Below are 15,579 nucleotides of genomic sequence, written 5' to 3'. Positions count from 1 at the left end.
GAGCGTATCGGCCGGTGCCGACAATCAGGCCGCCCGCCGCCCCCACTGCACCGCCAGCACCACCAGCCCGATCCCCAGCCAGCACACCCCCACGAGCTGGGCACTCGTCGTCGCCTCCAGGATCACCGCCACCAGCACGGCCGCGCCCACCACCGGCACCACGATGTGGCGCCACCAGTTCGGCGGCCCCTCCATCCGGCGTACGGCGAACCAGCCGACCACCGACGCGTGCAGCAGCACGAACGCGGTGAGCGCCCCCACGTTCACGACCGACACCAGGTGGTCGAGGCCGTCATCGCGCCGGGCCGCCCACACCGCCGCCACCAGCGTCACGACCGCCGCGCACGCGATCGCGACACGCGGCACCCCGGACCTGCTGTCGACCCGGGACAGGAACGACGGCAGCCGCCCCTCCCGGCCCATCGCGAACACCAGCCGGCCGGCCGCCGCCTGCCCCGCCAGCGCCGCGAAAGCCGCACCGATCGCCTTGCTCACGGCCACCAGATCGTGCAGCCAGGAGCCCACCGAGGCGTCCACCGCGTCGTAGAACGCGGACCCCTGCTTCACCGGATCCGCGGCCAGCTCCGCCGAACTCACCGGCTCCAGCAGCGCCGCCAGATACGACTGGACCACGAACAGCGCTCCCGCGAGCACCAGGCAGAACAGCACCGCCCGCGCCACCTTCGCCGAGCCCCCCGTCACCTCCTCCGCGAAGGAGGCGATCGCGTCGAACCCCAGATAGGACAGGACCGCTACGGACACCGCCCCCAGCACCGCCGTCAGCGAGAACCCGGTGTCACCGGTGAGCGGCGACAGCCAGCCGCGCTGCGCCCCGTCCCGGGCCAGCACCACCGCCGCCGCCACCACGAACACCAGCAGCACCACGATCTCCATGGCGAGCACCGCGAAGCCCACCCGGGCCGCCGCCCGTACGCCCCACAGGTTGAGCAGCGTCGTCACCACCACCGCGATCGCCGTCCACACCCACCGCGACACCTCGGGGACCAGCGCGTTCATCGCGATCCCGGAGAAGAGATAGGCGACGGCCGGGATGAGCAGGTAGTCGAGCATCGCCATCCAGCCGGCGATGAACCCCGGCCCCTCCCCGAGCCCCTTGCGGGCGTACGCGAAGACCGACCCGGCGAGCGGGGCCACCCGCACCATCTGGGCATAGCTGAACGCGGTGAAGGCCATCACCACGGTCGCCACGAGATACACGAGCGCCACGGCCCCGTCGGACTTGGCGTCCAGGGTGCCGAAGACCCCGACCGGGGCCATCGGCGCGATGAACAGCAACCCGTACACCACCAGGTCCCGGAACCCGAGTGTCCGCCGCAGCTTTCCCTCTTCCGTGCTGCTCCCCGCCATGAACCCTCCGTCGCTGGTTGCGTACGCATCAGTCTCGCGACCCCGCCGACCCGGCGCCTGTTCGGTACGGCCTTACGATGGGACGCATGACTGCTTCTCCTGCCCGCCGTGTCCTGCTCGCAGCCCCCCGTGGTTACTGCGCGGGCGTGGACCGCGCCGTGATCGCCGTCGAGAAAGCACTGGAGCAGTACGGTGCCCCGGTCTACGTCCGTCACGAGATCGTGCACAACAAGTACGTCGTGCAGACCCTCGAGAAGAAGGGCGCGATCTTCGTCGACGTGACCGCGGAGGTGCCCGAGGGCTCCATCGTGATGTTCTCCGCGCACGGCGTCGCCCCGACCGTCCACGCGGAGGCCGCCGAGCGCAAGCTCGCCACGATCGACGCGACCTGCCCGCTGGTCACCAAGGTCCACAAGGAAGCCGTCCGCTACGCCAAGGAGGACTACGACATCCTCCTGATCGGCCACGAGGGCCACGAGGAAGTCATCGGCACGAGCGGTGAGGCCCCCGACCACATCACGCTGGTCGACGGCCCCGACGACGTGGCGAACGTCGAGGTCCGCGACGAGTCGAAGGTCGTCTGGCTCTCCCAGACCACGCTCTCCGTCGACGAGACGATGGAGACCGTCGGCGCGCTCAAGCAGAAGTTCCCGAACCTCCTCTCCCCGCCCAGCGACGACATCTGCTACGCCACGCAGAACCGTCAGATCGCCGTGAAGAAGCTGGCCGAGGACGCCGAGCTGGTCATCGTCGTCGGCTCCAAGAACTCCTCCAACTCGATCCGCATGGTCGAGGTCGCCCTGGACGCCGGCGCGCCCGCCGCCCACCTCGTGGACTTCGCCGACGAGATCGACGAGGCGTGGCTGGAGGGCGTCACCACCGTCGGGCTCACCTCCGGCGCCTCGGTGCCCGACGTCCTCGTCGACGGCGTGCTGGAGTGGCTGGGCGAGCGGGGCTACGCGGACGTGGAGACGGTGAAGACGGCCGACGAGTCGATCACCTTCTCGCTGCCCAAGGAGCTCCGGCGCGACCTGCGGGCCGAGGCCGCCGCGCTCTCCGCCCAGTGACCGGGGCGCGCCCGGCCCCCGGCCGGGCGCCCCGCGCACGTCGGCCGGATCACCCCTCCGGGGAGTGATCCTCGCCACCTGCCCGTACCGTGGATCACATGGAGATCTTCGGTGTGGACATCGGTGGTTCAGGGATCAAGGGTGCGCCCGTGGACCTGGACCGCGGAGAGCTGGCGCGGGAGCGCCACAAGGTACTGACACCTCACCCGGCCACGCCCGCGAGCGTGGCCGACGGTGTGGCCGAGGTCGTCGGCCACTTCGACTGGCAGGGGCCGGTCGGCATCACGTTCCCCGGAGTGGTCACCGGCGGTGTCACCAGGACCGCGGCCAACGTGGACAAGGGCTGGATCGACACGGACGCCCGGGCGCTGCTCAGCGAACGTATCGGGCAGCCCGTCACGATCCTCAACGATGCCGACGCGGCCGGTGTCGCCGAGATGACCTTCGGGGCGGGCCGTGACCGCAAGGGCACGGTCATCATGCTGACCCTCGGCACGGGCATCGGCAGCGCGGTCTTCACCGACGGGCAGCTCGTCCCCAACACGGAGCTCGGCCACCTGGAGCTGCACGGCCACGACGCGGAGAAGCGCGCCTCCACGAAGGCCAAGGAGGACGAGGACCTCAGCTGGCACCACTGGGCGCACCGGGTGCAGAAGTACCTGGTCCACGTGGAGATGCTGTTCTCGCCCGAGCTCTTCATCATCGGCGGGGGCGTCAGCCGCAAGGCGGAGAAGTTCCTGCCGCTCATCGAACACGTACGGGCCGAGATGGTCCCGGCCCAGCTGCAGAACAACGCCGGCATCGTCGGTGCGGCCATGGCGGCCGCCGGCACGTAGCTTCTAGGCGCGGGGGCGGCGGTCGGCCCGGTCGGCCCTGGCCAGGTGCCGCTGCCGCTCCCGCATCTGCCGGATCTTCCGTACGGAGGCGATGAGACCCGCGATGAGCGTGCCCCCGTACAGCCAGCCCGCCTGGACGGCGAGCGCGGTCACGACGGCCATCGCCTGCCCGCCGAAGCCGCCCGTGCCGCCGGCGACGGGGATCACGCCGACCGCGAAGGCGATGGGCACGATGATCGGGGCGGTCACCAGGTCGGCGGGCCGCACCCACAGGGCGGTCAGGGCGCTGACGGGCAGGAAGAGCAGCCCGTACACCAGCTCCGAACCACCGAAGAGCAGCCGGTCCACGCAGGCCAGCAGGAACATCGCCAGCGCCGCGAAGAGTCCGGCGCCGATGCCGGTCAGCCGGGGGTTGGGGAATCTGCGCAGCGCCAGGACCACGGGCGGGGCCCCGCGCCGGGGCCCCGGGCCGGCCGCCGGCGCCGGGGCGACCGCCACCGCCACCGGGCTTCCGGCCGCCCCCGTGGCCTCGCCGAGGCCGCCGGGCGGTGCGGGCCGGCCCTGCGGGGGCTGGGTGCGCTGCGGGGTACGTGTCCTGTGCTGCTCCACCCCGACAACCTAGGACGCCGGGTGCACTCTTTCGGGCGTTGGACACGCGCTTTGGGTGACCTTGGCGTTGCGTTCGATACCGCACGGCCGAAACAGGCCCGTTCGGCCCCGGGCCCGCCTCCGTCCCGGCCTCCGTCCCGGCCTCCGTCCCCGCCCCCGTTCCCGCACCCGTGACGGGTCGGCGGGCCCCGCCCGTAAACTGGAGAATCGGTCCGCCCTCCGGCCCGCCCGCACAGCCCCTCTCCTCACTTCAGGAAGTCGCCAAAGTGTCGCTCACGATCGGAATCGTCGGCCTGCCGAATGTCGGCAAGTCGACCCTTTTCAACGCCCTGACCAAGAACGACGTGCTGGCGGCCAACTACCCGTTCGCCACCATCGAGCCGAACGTCGGCGTCGTGGGCGTCCCCGACCCGCGCCTGGACAAGCTCGCCGAGATCTTCAGCTCGCAGAAGCTGCTCCCCGCCACCGTCGACTTCGTCGACATCGCGGGCATCGTGCGGGGTGCGAGCGAGGGCGAGGGTCTGGGCAACAAGTTCCTCGCGAACATCCGCGAGTCCGACGCGATCTGCCAGGTCATCCGGGCCTTCAAGGACGACAACGTCGTCCACGTCGACGGCAAGGTCTCGCCCAAGGACGACATCGAGACGATCAACACCGAGCTGATCCTCGCCGACCTCCAGTCCGTCGAGAAGGCCGTCCCGCGCCTGACGAAGGAGGCCCGCCTCCAGAAGGAGAAGGTCGCGGTCCTCGCCGCCGTCGAGGAGGCCCAGAAGATCCTCGAGGCGGGCGACACGCTCTTCTCCCGGGGCATCACGGCCGGCACCGAGAAGGGCCGCCTCCTCCACGAGCTGCACCTGCTCACGACGAAGCCCTTCCTGTACGTGTTCAACGTCGACGAGGACGAGCTCGTGGACGAGGACTTCAAGAACGAGCAGCGCGCCCTGGTCGCCCCGGCGGAGGCCATCTTCCTCAACGCCAAGATCGAGTCCGAGCTGATCGAGCTCGACGACGAGGAGGCCCTCGAACTCCTCCAGTCCATGGGCCAGGAAGAGCCCGGCCTGGCCACCCTCGGCCGCGTCGGCTTCGACACCCTGGGCCTGCAGACCTACCTCACGGCAGGCCCGAAGGAAGCCCGCGCCTGGACGATCAAGAAGGGCGCGACGGCTCCGGAGGCGGCCGGTGTGATCCACACCGACTTCCAGAAGGGCTTCATCAAGGCGGAGATCGTCTCCTTCGACGACCTCGTCGAGACGGGCTCGGTCACGGAGGCCCGCGCCAAGGGCAAGGCGCGCATGGAGGGCAAGGACTACGTGATGCAGGACGGCGACGTGGTGGAGTTCCGCTTCAACGTGTAGCGGGCTGGCCCCGGGGTGTGAGGGTCTTCCTCCGGCGTGTCACCCGGACGGCGCGTTCGGCTCCATGTGAAGGGTGGCGCCCGGCGTGTGCCGGGCACTGCCCGCACCCTCGTACGTTTTGATCGGTGCGGCAAGCGCCGCGCCGGCCGGGCGCCGGTTCGTCGAGGGAGCGCTCGGAATGGTCATGGCTGAGGAAGAGTCCGGCGCCACCCACTGGCTGTTCGGCGACCAGCTGGGTCCCCATTTCGTGGATCCGGCGCGGGGGGGCCCGGCCCGTAACGCGCCGCTGCTCATGATCGAGGCCCGCAGCGTCTTCCGGCGGCGCCGGTTCCACCGCGCGAAGGCCCACCTGATTCTGTCCGCGATGCGCCACCGGGCCGCCGAGCTCGGTGACCGTGTGCGGTACGTCAAGGCGGATACCTACCGTCAGGGCCTGCGCGAGTCAGTGGGGGACAGCCCGGTGACCGTGCACCATCCGACGTCCCACGCGGCCCACGCCTTCGTGTGCTCGCTCCCCTCCGTGAGCGTTCTGCCGGCGCGCGGCTTCCTCGTGACGCACGACGCGTTCAAGGGCTGGGCGGACGGCCACGGCGGGAGACACCTCCGCCAGGAGGACTTCTACCGGTGGGTCCGCAGCACGCACGACCTGCTGATGGAGGGCGACCGCCCTGTCGGCGGCCGGTGGAACCTGGACCACGACAACCGGCAGCCTCCGCCGCGCGGCGCCGGCGACCTGGGCGTGCCGGCCGCCTACCGTCCCCGGGAGAGCGGCATCGACGCCGAGGTGCGGTCCGACCTCGACCGCTGGTCGCGTGACGGGGACGTCGAGTTCGTCGGGGAGGACGCACCCCGCAGGTTCCCGGCCACTCGCCGGGAGGCGCTGGCCGCACTGCGCCGCTTCGTCGAGCACCGGCTCGCCACGTTCGGGGCATACGAGGACGCGGTCCTCACCGGGGACGCGACGATGAGCCACAGCCTGCTCTCCTCGTCGCTCAACCTCGGTCTGCTGGAACCCGCGGAATGCGTCGAACGGGCGGAGGCGCGGTGGCGGTCCGGTGGTGTGCCGCTCAACAGCGCCGAGGGCTTCGTGAGACAGATCGCCGGATGGCGCGAGTTCGTCTGGCACGTCTACTGGTACTTCGGTGAGCGGTACCGCGCGAGCAACACGCTCCGCCATCACGAGCCGCTGCCGGACTGGTTCACCGAGCTGTCCCCGGACGGCACGGAGGCCAATTGCCTCACCCACGTCCTTGAGCAGGTCAGGACGACCGGCTGGACGCACCACATCCCACGCCTCATGATTCTGGGCAGCTTCGCCCTGCAACGGGGGTGGGAGCCCGGCGCTGTCACCGACTGGTTCCACCGCAGCTTCGTCGACGGCTACGACTGGGTCATGGTCCCCAACGTGGTGGGCATGTCGCAGTACGCGGACGGGGGCCGCATGACCACCAAGCCCTACACGTCCGGAGGCGCCTACATCGACCGCATGAGCGACTTCTGCGGTCCCTGCCGGTACAAGCCGTCCGTACGGGTGGGCGAGGACGCCTGCCCCTTCACCGCCGGGTACTGGAATCTCCTGCACCGCCACCGCGACCGGTTCGAGCACAACGCGCGGATGACCCAGGCGGTGCGGGGGCTGGACCGGCTCCGCGATCTCGATGCCCTGCTGGACCAGGAGCGCGACCGCCGGCACTGAGTACGCCTCCCCCGGCGGCCGGGGCGGGGCCGGTCTCCCGCGCCGGCGGCCGGCTTCGTTCCGTCAGCTGCCGCTCGTCTCGGGGACGAGGCCCCCGGCGTGGGGCTGCGGCCGGGGAGCGGTCCGGGGGCGCAGCACCTCGTCGACGGACTTCTGGCGCCACTCCTTCAGCAGTTCGTGGAAGGCGGCGGCGCCGTGGGGGTAGGCGCTCGCGGAGTTCGGCCGGCCGAGGCCCTCGCGGTTGTAGTAGCCGGGGGTGCACCCGGCGTGGAACCACTCGTGGTCGGGCGCGTCCTTGGCCATGACGGCGGTCCAGGCGTCCTCGGAGGCGCGTGAGGGTTCCAGGAGGGCGTCCCCGGCCTCGGCCGCCGCGACGAGCGCGGCGGCGTGGACGGCCTGCTCGTCCAGGACGTGCGTGAAGTTGACGCTGCTGGCGTTGTGCAGGGACCCCATACGGATCAGGTTCGGGAAGTTGTTGCTGGTGAAGCCGTGCAGCGTGCGCGGGCCCTCCTGCGCCATCGCGCGCAGCAGTTGCGTGCCGTCCCGGCCGTGGACGGGGAGCTTGCCCGAGTGGATGCCGGAGACACCCACGGAGAATCCCGTGGCGAAGATCAGGCAGTCGAGTTCGTACGTGTCGCTGCCGACGACCACACCGTCCTCGGCGACGCGCTCGATGCCATGGGTGTCAGCGGTGTCGACCAGGGTGACGTTGTCGCGGTTGAACGCCGCGTAGTACGTGTCGGAGAAGGTGGGGCGCTTGCAGGCGTACCGGTACCAGGGCTTGAGCTTCTCCGCCGTACCGGGATCGGTGACGGCCTGCTCGACACGGGTGCGCAGTTCGTTCATCTTCGCGGCGTCGGCCACCTCGTACGCGGCCTCGAAGGCCGCCACGTCGCCCTTGCGGCTGAAGCTCGGCAGGAGCTTCTCCAGAAGTCCGGCCGAGGCGGTCCAGCCGTCGGCGACGAGGTCCCGGTCGGCCGCCTCGCCGGAGACGATGCGCAGGAAGTTCTCACGGCGCTCCCGGGCCCAGCCGTCGCGGTCGGCGCCCACGTCCTCACCGGTGGTACGGCGGTTGGCGCGCACGTCCACGCTGGAGGGGGTGCGCTGGAAGACGTAGACGTGCTGGGCGTCCTCGGCCAGCATCGGAATGACCTGGACGCCGGTGGCACCGGTGCCGACGATGCCCACGCGCTTGCCGGCGAGGCCGGTCAGGCCGCCGTCCGGGGTGCCGCCGGTGTAGGCGTAGTCCCAGCGCGACGTGTGGAACGTGTGGCCCCGGAAGGTCTCGATCCCCGGTATGCCGGGCAGTTTCGGCTCGGACAGCGTGCCGGTGGCGGTGACGACGTACGTGGCGTGGAACGCGTCGCCGCGGTCGGTGGCCACGATCCACGTCTCGGACGCCGCGTCCCAGGTGAGCGAGGTGACCGTGGTGGAGAACAGGGCGTCCGGATAGAGGTCGTACGTCTGGGCGACGCGCATGGCGTGGCGGCGGATCTCCTCGCCGGGGGAGTACTTCCACTCCGGCACGTAACCGGTCTCGTCGAGCATCGGCAGATAGACGTGCGACTCGATGTCGCAGTGGATGCCCGGGTAGCGGTTCCAGTACCAGGTGCCCCCGAAGTCACCGCCCGCCTCGACGATCCGGACCCGCTCCACCCCCTGCTGCCGCATCCGCGCCCCGGCGAGGATCCCGCCGAACCCGCCGCCGATCACGGCGACGTCGACGGTGTCGTGCAGCGCCTCGCGCCGGGCCGGTTCCCCCGCGTACGGATCGGCGGCGTAGTAGCCGAACTCAGCCTCCGTGCCGAGGTACTGGCGCGCTCCGTCGGGTCGTACGCGCCGCTCGCGTTCCAGGTCGTAGCGCTGCCTCAGTGCGGCGAGTTCGTCGGGGGCCGGCGCTTGAGTGGTGGTCATGTGGGGGTCTCACTCCAATCGGTCAGCCGTCCTCGGCTGAACGGCCATCAGCTACCGTAGCAATGACCGGACAACGATGTCCGGTTCTCTGTGCGGGTGGCCGGAAACACCCGTACGGGGCGTCCTGGCACCCCACCCCGGTCCCGTCGGCCTCCCGGCCGGCGGCGCTCCGCCCCCTCCAGACAGGAAGAGTGATTCCCCCCATGCGACGAACTCCGGTCCGGTCCCTTGCCGTACTCGCCACCGTCGGCGCCCTCGCCCTCACCGGATGCGGTACGCAGACGAGTGCTTCCGCCGGCCGCGAAGCCCCCGCCGGCGCGGACAGGACCATCCGCGCCCACCAGGTCATGCAGTTGACGAAGGTGCACGAAGAGACCGGGATGACCCTGCTGGAGGGCCCGGTCTTCGACGAGAACGGCGACCTGCTGGTCGTCGACGTCACGGCGCCCGAGGGGGAGCCCAAGGTCATGCGTGTCGACGTGCGGAAGAAGAAGTCGCGTGCCTTCCACACGGACGGCCGGGGGGCCTACACCTCCGCGCAGTTCAGTCCGTACGACGGACGGCTCTACCTCACCGACTACGCACACGGCGAGATCGTCAGCCTGGCCCCGGGCGGCGGTGACCCGCGGACCTTCTTCTCCGGCGAGGTGGACGGCGCGCGGATGAACCCCGACGACATCGCGTTCGACGAGGAGGGCAATCTGTACGTCAGCGATTCACGCAGCCTGTCCGCCGGGGACGCACAGGCCCGGGTGGTGCGCATCGGTCGCGACGGAGCGAAGGCCACCGTCCTGGCCGGAGGGCTGGCCTCGGTGAACGGGATCTCGTTCGACGCGGACTACCGGGGCCTGTGGATCAGCGAGCTCACGGAGAACCGGATCTCCTACCTCCGTCTCGACGGGGAGGGGCAGCTCGCCTCCCGGCACACCGCCATCCGCGTGGACGCCGGGATCGCCCAGACCGACTCGATCGCCGTGGACGCGGACGGCAACCTCTACCAGGCGCTGCACGGCCGGGCCGCCATGGCCGTGTTCGACAAGCACGGCGAGCGCCTCGCCACGATCGAGCTCCCGGCCGGAGCCCGGGGGCTCGAGTCGGCGACGAACGTGGCGATCACCCCCGGCGGGACGAAGGCGTACATGACCGTCAGCGGACCCGCCGGCGGCTACCTGTACACCTTCGACGCCCTGGCGGAGGGCGTACGGCAGTCCAACGGCGGCTGACGCCCCGCCTCAGACGCCGAAGGGCCGTACCGGACCCACCTCGACGCCGAGCAGCGCCCAGGCCGCAGCCGCCCGGCGCTCCCGCGCCTCACGTGTGGGCCCGCCGGCGGCGCCGGAGACCATGGCGACGGCGAGCATGAGGTCGTTCCGCGCGCTCAGCCGGTGCCCGTCCGGCAGACGCTCGCGCAGGGCACGCTCGACCCGGTCCGAGAGGGACAGCGCGTGTGCGAGCGCTCCGGAGCGGGCGACGGACCCGCGCACGTGCAACAGGCCGAGGAAGGCCGCCGACTCCGTCAGGTGCCAGGTCAGTACGCCGAGGACATCGGCGAACAGCGTGTCATCGGCCGCGGCGGCCTCCTCGATCTGCCGCACGTTCTCCTCCAGGACCGCGGTCGCCACCGCGTCCCGGTCGGGGAAGTGCCGGTACAGAACGCCCTGCCCGACCCCTGCCCGCCGGGCGATCGCGGAGAGCGGGGCGTCCAGTCCCTCCGCCGCGTAGATCTCCCGGGCAGCCACGATCAGCGCGGCACGGTTGCGGGCGGCGGCCTTCGGACCGCCGTTCGCGGGCCGTCTCACGTCCGGCACAAGGGGCTGGCTCATCCCGAAAGGGTACCAACCGGGCGCTGCGGGCCTACGTGTCCCGTCCGGCGGCCACGCGGGTGCCCAGGAAGGCCAGGAGCGCGTCGTTGAAGGCCGTGGGCTGCTCGGCGCCCGGGAGGTGTCCGGCCTGCTCGACGACGACCAGATCGGCGGACGGGATCAGGCGGTGCATCGCCTGGGCCTCGCTCACCGGGGTGTACGCGTCGTCGGCACCCACCAGAATGAGGACGGGTACCGAGGCCGCTGCGAGGGTGTCGCGGTAGTCGGGCCGTTCGGCCCGTCCGCGCAGTGCGGCGGCGGCCCCTTCCGGGGCGGTGGCGCGCATCATGGCCAGGACGTGCGCGGCGACGTCCGGGAGGGCCGTGACGTTGTACGGGGCGATCATCCTGTCGATCACCTCGTCCGCGTAAGGCCCCATGCCTTCCGCCAGGAGCCGGTCGGCCAGGGCGATGCGGAAGGCCTTGCCCTCCTCGGTCTCGGCGACCGGGGAGGTGTCGGAGAGGACGATTCCACGCACCCGTTCCGGACGGGTCCGCTGGAACTCCATGGTGATCTGTCCGCCCATGGAGACCCCGCCGATGACGACGGACTCCAGGCCGAGCGTGTCCAGGAGCCCGGCGATGTCGTCGGCGAAGTCGGAGAGCAGACACGTGCCCGGCACGACCTCACTGCCGCCGTAGCCGCGGAGGTCCGGTGTCACGACGCGGTACCCGGCGGCCGTGAGGGCCGTGACCTGGGGCGCCCACAGAGTGCGGTCGAACGGATGGCCGTGCACGAGCACCACGGGTAGGCCGTCCGACGGCCCCTGATCGTCGTAGTGGAGGGACACGCCGTTGACCACAGTCCTGACCATGCGGGGCACTGTAGTCGCCACCGCTTTCCGGGGAGGCTGATTTTCCCCGACAGCGGAGCTGGTCACGCCTGGAGCATGCTGAGTGCCTTCATCGCGTCGTGCTCGACGCGCGACAACTCGTGGAGGACCTCGCCGGCCTCCGCGAGACGGGTCGCGTCACCGGCTTCGCCGGCCGCCGCGACGAGCGCGGCCACCTGTGTCCAGAGTGTCGCCGCCTCGGCGTACAGGCCCAGGCCGGTGCGCAGATGGCCGCTGTCGATCAGCTGGGCGCTCTCGGCGAGGAAGTCCCGGTAGAGATTGCGGAACAGGGCGCCGCCGGTGCCCGCCCTCTCCATGAGGAGAGCCGCCCGGGGCAGGTCCACCTCCGGACCGCCGCTGCGCCGCAGCCACTGGGGTACCTGCTCGGCGGACAGCCCGGAGCCGAGCCCGAACAGCATGGGCTCGGACAGGTCGACTCCCTCGTGCCGCAGCAGCACACCCAGCGCCGTCGTCTCGCAGTGCTGCATGCCGCGGGCGTCAATGCCTTCCACCACGCTCATGCCGCTCATTCTTCCTCCCACGACGGACACCGACGCGGCTGCGTGACTGACGTGCGCCGTTCAGGAACGGTGACGCACGAAGCGGAGGTACGTGAACGACTCGCCCTCGCGCGGCGCCCGCGTCCAGGACCGGGTGGTGAACGTACGGAGACGGCCGCGGGTCAGCGCGAAGCGGGGGAGAGAGAGGCCGAGTTCGGTGTGCAGGGCCTCCAGCACCCGCAGTTCGTTCTCCGCTTCGGTGTCCTCCGGACGGAACAGCCGGACGGGGTCCAGCGCCTCGGGTATCGCGCCGGAGCGCTGGATCTCCGTACCCCGCACGGTGAACGCGTAGATTTCCTCGCCCTGTTCGGCCACCGACAGGTGGAACGGGGTGGGGTGGCCCTCCGGGTGCGAGCGCGCCGCGTCGCGCCACACCACCACCGCGCGGCCGGCCGCGGAGGCGGCCGGAGCGGGGGACACGAAGCGGTCGTTCAGGTGGTTGGGGTGGCCGTCGAAGGCGAAGCTCCACGCGTCGGTCGAGCGGCCGACCGCGACCACGGACCGGTCCTCCCACGGCTCCCGCTGCTCCGGCTTACGCCGGTACGCCAGACGCTGATCCGCGGGCGCGTCCAGTCCGGCGCCTTCCTCGCCGAGCAGGGCGGGCAGGCGGCCGGGGTCGGCCCCCTCGACCCAGACACAGCGGTACCCGTCGAACGGCAGCCGGTTCGAAACGGGCTCCGTGAGCCAGGCGAGGCCCGGCGGGTCGAGATCGGGTACGGGCTCGGGAGCGGGGCCCGTCTCGCCGGCCCGTGGGGTCGCGAGGATCTCCCGCCCCCGCTCCGGGGTGATCAGCGGGCCCAGGACCGGATCGGCGAGCAGGCCGACCGGCGCGATCAGCGAGGGCCCGGGAGCATCCCACAGCGGGAGCGCCTCCCGCAGCACCTGCCACGCGGCGTCGGTCGCCCCCCAGCGGGCCGGTTCCCGGGCCTCGGCGACGGCCCTGCCCCACGGGCCGGGAGGCGCGTAGCGATGGGTGCCGTCCCGCACCGCGCCCAGTACGGCCTCGGCGGTCTCCCGGGCGACTCCGCGGGCGGCCATCATCCCGAGCCAGTGGTCGTCCCCGCCCAGCCGCCATGCGCCGCGTGCCGGTTCCATGGCCTGCACGGGCAGGATCTCGGCCAGATAAAGGGGGTCGGCCCCCAGGTAGCCGTAATCCTGGGGAGCGCGCGGTGCCAGCAGCTGCCGGAGCTGGTACAGCAGGACGGCGCTCCGTGGCCGTCCGAAGGACAGGGCCTCCTCCAGCAGGGGCACGGCCTCCTCGTGGCGTCCGCGCAGGGCCAGCAGACGGGCCTCCTCGACGTGGGCGTCCTGGGCACGGGTGGTCGCGTTGACGAAGTCGGGCATCCCCGCACGGGTGCCGTGGAAACCTCGGTACATGGCCTCCATGTACGCGCGGAACGACGGGTAGCGGTCCGGGTATTCACCGCCCCAGCCCTTGTACAGGTAGAGCGCCCACTCGCCGTCCTGGTCGGTGTCGCCCGGGTCGAGCAGGGCGTACGACATGTCGGAGTCCGTCTCCAGGCGCAGCGCACGGCGCCACATCCCGGCCAGCAGGACCTCCTCCTCGCGCGGGTTGTCGCCCAGATTCTCCTCGTACATCGGGGACATGCCGAACTGATCCTGGAACCAGTCGATGTCCGCGACGCCGCCGAGCTGATAGACCCCGGCCACCTGGTCCACGTGCCAACCGTCGCTCACGGCCAGGAACTCCCGGTACGAGGGCGGCAGCCGCCGCCCCAGCCGCTTCTCGGCCGCGGCGATCGCGGCCTCGCCGGCCCCGGGTCTGCCCTGGCTGACGAGGGTCTGTCCGTCCTCGTCCTCCTCCTCGTCCTCGCGGGGGACCCACTCCTCCTGCCAACGCCCGAGAAACGCGTGCCAGTCGAAAGACTCACTGTTCATGACCGGATGGTGTCACCGGGCTCTGACAATCCCGTCCCGCAGAGGAAAAACCCCGGTCGACCGGTCGGTGGCGGCGCCGGACGGCACCGAGGGCGGCTTCGTGGAAGAGAGGCCGGGCACGTCCACGGGAAGGGACGGGAGGGACGCGCGCGGGGTCACAGGCGGCAGTTCCGTCACCGGACCGACGGGGTCCATCCGTATCTTCACCGTTGCCGCGACCTGCGGCTGGTACGGCGCCGACGAGTGGCCCGACTCGGGGCGCGGCGTGTCCCGGCCCGTTTCCACGGCGGGTTGCGAGGGAAGAGGCGGACGAGTGCGCGGACGTGCCGGAGCCGGGCGAGAAGCGGGTAACTCCGTGTCCGGGGCGGGCCGCAGCGCACCGGAGCCTGCCCTCGCAGGCGGGGTGTCCGGCCTGTCGGGAGGTGCGGCAGGCAGGGACAGCCCCACCGTGGCGGCTGTCACCGCCGCCGATGCCGCCACCGCCGACTGCGTGACGCCCGTGCGCGGGAACCTGCGCACGGACGTCCAGACGGTCAGGACCAGGGTGACACTCCCGGCGAGGAGGCTACGCAGCGACCGTCTGGCTCTGGCGAGCAGCGACTCGGCCCCTCGATCACTCAGCCCCAAGGCCAGGGCCACCTGCCCGACCTCGAGGCCCTGGGACCGGAGCCTCAGCGCCTCGGCCTGCCGGGCGGGCAGCAGCTCCGCGCTGCGGGCGGCCACCCACCGGGCCTCCGCCCGGTCGCACGCCGCTTCCTCGACCGGCCGGGGCTCGGCCGGAGCGGCGAAGGGGCTCTTGCCCGCCTCCGAGTCGCGGGCGACCTGGCGGTGCCGTTCGGCACACACGCGTACGGTCGCGCGCCTGAGCCACGGGCCCACCCGGCCGTACGCGACACCCGGGTCCTCCACCGCGCGGAGCATGGCTTCCTGGACGGCGTCCTCGGCCTCCTCCGCGCTCGACGAACGGCGGAGCGCGATGGCCAGCAGCTCGTCCCGGTGGCTCCAGACGAGCTCCCACCGATTGCCCGGGCCGGGCGGACGACGATCCGTGCGTCGACGGTCCTTCACGTGCGAAAGCTCTCCGGTCCGTGGGTTCGGAGCCCGATGTGCGTCGATCGCGGCCCCGCGGCCCCTATGCCCCGCGGCCTGTCCGGCATCGGGGCATACGGGCTCGGCGACGGCTCAGGCCGACAGCGTGGCGGCGGAGCCGAGCCCGGCGACACCCGGTCCGCCGGCGCTGAGTGCGCCCGAGAATCCGGCGGAGAGCGACGAGAGCGGCGTCTCGAGGGCGACCTCGCCGGCCAGACCGGCAATGACGCCACCGGACACGGCGTCCAGGTCCGCGTCGGAGATTTCCTGGGTCTGTATCTGGGGGGCGGAGCTCATGAGGTGAATTCCTTTCACGTAATGCCGAATGGCCGGGCCGACTCCGTCAGGAATGCCGGCCCTAGGCCGATTGCACGGTCGTGGCGCTTCCGTGGTGTGGAGGATGAAAGCACGCGAGCGCGTCGCGGGGCCACCGTCCTGTGACCCCTTGAGCTGCCTTTTCGGCATCGAAACGCCGTGACGGTCACATCGGTT

General features: G+C 71.5%; 14 protein-coding genes. 5 read left to right on the top strand and 9 right to left on the bottom strand.

Annotated features, from left to right (window positions below):
• Positions 1-24: 24 nt before the first annotated feature.
• A complete protein-coding gene (locus tag ACZ32T_RS06695) occupies positions 25-1,368 on the bottom strand; it encodes an APC family permease (RefSeq protein ID WP_467268085.1) in 1,344 nt (447 codons plus the stop codon).
• 77 nt (positions 1,369-1,445) lie between these two features.
• Here ACZ32T_RS06695 and ACZ32T_RS06690 point away from each other — a divergent pair, with 77 nt between their 5' ends.
• A complete protein-coding gene (locus ACZ32T_RS06690; protein ID WP_467268083.1) occupies positions 1,446-2,435 on the top strand; it encodes a 4-hydroxy-3-methylbut-2-enyl diphosphate reductase in 990 nt (329 codons plus the stop codon).
• A 98-nt stretch (positions 2,436-2,533) separates the two neighbouring features.
• Positions 2,534-3,271 carry a polyphosphate--glucose phosphotransferase gene (ppgK, locus tag ACZ32T_RS06685; protein WP_356716066.1) on the top strand — a complete coding sequence of 246 codons (738 nt, stop codon included), beginning with the start codon at positions 2,534-2,536 and terminating at the stop codon, positions 3,269-3,271.
• A gap of 3 nt (positions 3,272-3,274) precedes the next feature.
• Here the strand turns inward: ppgK and ACZ32T_RS06680 are convergent, their stop codons facing one another.
• Entirely contained in the window at positions 3,275-3,880 is a 606-nt protein-coding gene (locus ACZ32T_RS06680; protein ID WP_467268080.1) for a DUF6542 domain-containing protein, read from the bottom strand.
• Between the two features lie 266 nt (positions 3,881-4,146).
• On the opposite strand from ACZ32T_RS06680, the gene ychF reads away from it, so the two are divergent.
• Both ychF and ACZ32T_RS06670 read left to right on the top strand, forming a co-directional pair.
• The gene (gene ychF / locus ACZ32T_RS06675; RefSeq protein ID WP_467268078.1) at positions 4,147-5,235 is read left to right on the top strand and encodes a redox-regulated ATPase YchF; all 1,089 of its coding nucleotides are present in this window, start codon (positions 4,147-4,149) and stop codon (positions 5,233-5,235) included.
• Positions 5,236-5,419: 184 nt separating this feature from the next.
• Positions 5,420-6,931 (top strand): cryptochrome/photolyase family protein, encoded by a 1,512-nt coding sequence (locus tag ACZ32T_RS06670; protein WP_467268040.1) that lies wholly within the window; start codon positions 5,420-5,422, stop codon positions 6,929-6,931.
• A gap of 63 nt (positions 6,932-6,994) precedes the next feature.
• On the opposite strand, the gene ACZ32T_RS06665 is transcribed toward ACZ32T_RS06670, so the two are convergent.
• Positions 6,995-8,845 carry a flavin-containing monooxygenase gene (locus tag ACZ32T_RS06665; RefSeq protein ID WP_467365720.1) on the bottom strand — a complete coding sequence of 617 codons (1,851 nt, stop codon included), beginning with the start codon at positions 8,843-8,845 and terminating at the stop codon, positions 6,995-6,997.
• A gap of 203 nt (positions 8,846-9,048) precedes the next feature.
• Between ACZ32T_RS06665 and ACZ32T_RS06660 the strand changes: the two genes are divergently transcribed.
• Positions 9,049-10,068 carry an SMP-30/gluconolactonase/LRE family protein gene (locus ACZ32T_RS06660; RefSeq protein ID WP_467268036.1) on the top strand — a complete coding sequence of 340 codons (1,020 nt, stop codon included), beginning with the start codon at positions 9,049-9,051 and terminating at the stop codon, positions 10,066-10,068.
• Between the two features lie 9 nt (positions 10,069-10,077).
• Here ACZ32T_RS06660 and ACZ32T_RS06655 read toward each other — a convergent pair whose 3' ends face one another.
• From ACZ32T_RS06655 to ACZ32T_RS06630, 6 genes are all read right to left on the bottom strand, one after another.
• Entirely contained in the window at positions 10,078-10,668 is a 591-nt protein-coding gene (locus tag ACZ32T_RS06655) for a TetR/AcrR family transcriptional regulator (RefSeq protein WP_467268035.1), read from the bottom strand.
• Positions 10,669-10,699: 31 nt separating this feature from the next.
• On the bottom strand, positions 10,700-11,521 hold the full coding sequence (locus ACZ32T_RS06650) for an alpha/beta fold hydrolase (protein WP_467268033.1): 822 nt from the start codon (positions 11,519-11,521) through the stop codon (positions 10,700-10,702).
• Between the two features lie 62 nt (positions 11,522-11,583).
• Complete coding sequence (locus ACZ32T_RS06645; RefSeq protein ID WP_467365718.1) at positions 11,584-12,060, bottom strand: BtrH N-terminal domain-containing protein; 477 nt, start codon at positions 12,058-12,060, stop codon at positions 11,584-11,586.
• Between the two features lie 60 nt (positions 12,061-12,120).
• Positions 12,121-13,998 (bottom strand): SMI1/KNR4 family protein, encoded by a 1,878-nt coding sequence (locus tag ACZ32T_RS06640; protein ID WP_467365716.1) that lies wholly within the window; start codon positions 13,996-13,998, stop codon positions 12,121-12,123.
• 12 nt (positions 13,999-14,010) lie between these two features.
• Positions 14,011-15,066 carry an RNA polymerase sigma factor gene (locus ACZ32T_RS06635; RefSeq protein ID WP_467365714.1) on the bottom strand — a complete coding sequence of 352 codons (1,056 nt, stop codon included), beginning with the start codon at positions 15,064-15,066 and terminating at the stop codon, positions 14,011-14,013.
• A 114-nt stretch (positions 15,067-15,180) separates the two neighbouring features.
• A complete protein-coding gene (locus ACZ32T_RS06630) occupies positions 15,181-15,384 on the bottom strand; it encodes a hypothetical protein (RefSeq protein WP_467268028.1) in 204 nt (67 codons plus the stop codon).
• Positions 15,385-15,579 lie beyond the last annotated feature (195 nt).

It is taken from the genome of Streptomyces sp. NPDC023573 (genome assembly GCF_055559735.1).
This window is presented reverse-complemented; position numbering and strand designations above follow the sequence as displayed.